This window comes from Pseudonocardia sp. SID8383, assembly GCF_009864975.1.
Classification (GTDB): domain Bacteria; phylum Actinomycetota; class Actinomycetes; order Mycobacteriales; family Pseudonocardiaceae; genus Pseudonocardia; species Pseudonocardia alni.
Map to the genome: position 1 here is coordinate 1 of NZ_WWFY01000087.1, position 2349 is coordinate 2349.

Genomic DNA, 2349 nt, shown 5'->3' on the forward strand with positions numbered 1-2349 from the left:
GTCGGTGGTGGCGGACCCGCCGAGCCCCACGACGGCGGTCGTGACGCCGGCGTCGCGGGCGGCGGCGAGCAGCTCCCCCACCCCGGACGTCGTCGCGGTGCGGGCGACCCCGGGGACCCGGTCCTCGCGCGGGACGTGGTGCAGCCCGCACGCCGAGGCGCACTCCAGGTAGGCCGTGTCGCCGACGCGCAGCCAGGACCCGGTCACCGGGTCACCGAGCGGACCGGTGACCTCCAGCTCGTGCACGGTCCCGCCGAGCGCGGTGTGCAGGACCTCCGCGAAGCCGGTGCCGCCGTCGGCGAGGGGGACGATCGCGACGTCGGCGCCCGGCACGCCGCGCCGCCAGCCCGCGGCGATCGCCTCGGCCGCCTCCCGTGCGCTGAGGGTTCCGCCGAAGGAGTCGGGAGCCACCACGATGCGCATGCGGGGCAGGCTAGCGGCGGCCCGTATTGTGGACACCTGTGAGGTTCCTGCGCCGCTCCGAGAGCTCCGACCAGGCCGGTCAGACGGCCGTCGAGTCCCCGGCGGGCACGGACGCTGCGGAGACGGAGGACGAGGGCGCGACCCGCTCGCGTCCCCACACCACCCCCGGCAAGGGCCGGGCGACACCGAAGCGCCGTGACGCCGAGGGCAGGCGGCGCGGTCCCGCGCCGCCCCCGCCGCGCACCCAGCGGGAGGCCGCGAAGCTGGCCCGCGCCACCCGGCCGTCGAAGGACGAGCGCCGGGCGAAGGCACTGGAGCGCCGCAAGCGGATGGACGCCGGCGACGACCGCGTGCTGCTCCCCCGCGACCGCGGCAAGGTGCGGGCGTACGTGCGCGACATCGTCGACTCGCGCCCGCACGTCATCGGGCTGTTCCTGCCGCTGGCCGCGCTCGTGCTGGTCGCCGCGCTGATCCAGAACCCGGTGATCCAGCAGTACGTCACGCTGTTCACGTTCCTGATGCTGATCGTGATGGTCGTCGAGGGCACGCTGCTGGGCATGCAGGTCCTGAAGAAGGCCCGCGCGAAGTTCCCCGACGAGGAGATCAAGGGCCTCGGCACCGGGTGGTACGCGTTCTCCCGCGCCACCCAGCCGCGCCGCATGCGCGTGCCCAAGCCGCGCGTCAAGCGCGGCGACACGGTCTGACACCGTCCCGGCGGGCCCCTGCTCTCAGAGCACGAGCGGCCCGCCGGGCAGGTCCAGCACGGCCTGCAGCGACGGCGTCTCCCCCGCGACGACCTCGGCCTCCCCACCCGCACCGACCGCGTCGAGCAGTGCGGTCACCCGCTCCGGCTCGGGGTGGGTCAGGCGCAGCGTGCGCAGGCTCGCCGGGACCGGCAGGTCGGACGACGGGTGCCGGGTGATGCCCCAGTCGATGAGGAACGGCAGCACCCCACCCGCGTCGTCGGGCGGGAACGCGAGCCGCCACGCGAGCAGCGTGCCGTCCGGGCGCCTACGGGACATGTCCCGGGCGGGTCCCGGGTCGTGCCCGGCGGCGCGGGCCGCGTCGAGCGCGGCGTCGAGGTCGTCGACACGCACCGCCCAGGTCACCAGCGCGGGTGCGGTCAGGGTGTCGATCCGGAACGGGCGCGGTGCGCCCGGCTCGTCCTGCGCGGGGTCGGGGCCGACGACCTCCAGGTACCGGCCCGGCCCGATCCCGGCCAGCCGGTTGCGGGTGCCGACACCGACGTGCGGCCCACCCTCGAGCGTGTGGAGATGACGTCCGGCCAGGTCAGCGGCGGTGTCGTCGACGTCGGGGGTGGCCAGGACCAGATGATCGAGCACCTTCGCGACGCTACCGGGGACCGGTAGGACACGATGTGCGGCGTGACTCCTCCCGTCGAACTGCGGACGCTCGTCCTCGGGGGCACGCGCTCCGGCAAGTCGCGGCACGCCGAGGAACTGCTCGGCGACGACGCGGCGGTCCGCTACCTCGCGACCGGCCGGCGGATCCCCGGCGACACCGACTGGGACGCGCGCATCGCCGCGCACGCCGCCCGGCGTCCCGCCCACTGGACCACCGAGGAGGTCGGCGGCACCGAGCTGGCGACCGCACTCGCCCGGCCCGGCCCGGTGCTGGTCGACGACCTGGCGACCTGGCTGACCGGGGTCCTCGACGATGCCGGCGCCTGGGACGCCCCGGTCGTGCCCGCCACGGTCGACGCCGCCGTCGACGGCCTGGTCGCCGCGGTGGCCGCCGCGCCGGGACCGCTGGTGCTGGTCTCCGCCGAGACGGGGCTGGGAGTCGTGCCGGACACCCGCGCCGGGCGGCTGTTCCGTGACCGGCTGGGTGAGCTGAACGCCGCCGTCGCGCGGGTGTGCGACGACGTCGTGCTGGTGGTGGCGGGGCGGGCGCTCACCCTGCCGA

At 76.2% G+C, this 2349-nt stretch carries 4 protein-coding genes; 2 read left to right on the top strand and 2 right to left on the bottom strand.

Going from position 1 to position 2349, the window contains the following annotated elements:
• Positions 1-423 (bottom strand): glycerate kinase (locus tag GTW08_RS02115; protein ID WP_161151316.1); only part of this gene is annotated, 423 nt, incomplete at its 3' end.
• Between the two features lie 38 nt (positions 424-461).
• Between GTW08_RS02115 and GTW08_RS02120 the strand changes: the two genes are divergently transcribed.
• Positions 462-1127 carry a DUF3043 domain-containing protein gene (locus GTW08_RS02120; protein ID WP_073574146.1) on the top strand — a complete coding sequence of 222 codons (666 nt, stop codon included), beginning with the start codon at positions 462-464 and terminating at the stop codon, positions 1125-1127.
• 24 nt (positions 1128-1151) lie between these two features.
• Here the strand turns inward: GTW08_RS02120 and GTW08_RS02125 are convergent, their stop codons facing one another.
• Positions 1152-1766 carry a VOC family protein gene (locus tag GTW08_RS02125; protein WP_073574147.1) on the bottom strand — a complete coding sequence of 205 codons (615 nt, stop codon included), beginning with the start codon at positions 1764-1766 and terminating at the stop codon, positions 1152-1154.
• A gap of 42 nt (positions 1767-1808) precedes the next feature.
• Between GTW08_RS02125 and GTW08_RS02130 the strand changes: the two genes are divergently transcribed.
• Positions 1809-2349: bifunctional adenosylcobinamide kinase/adenosylcobinamide-phosphate guanylyltransferase (locus GTW08_RS02130; protein ID WP_346009835.1), on the top strand; the 541-nt coding region annotated here is incomplete at its 3' end.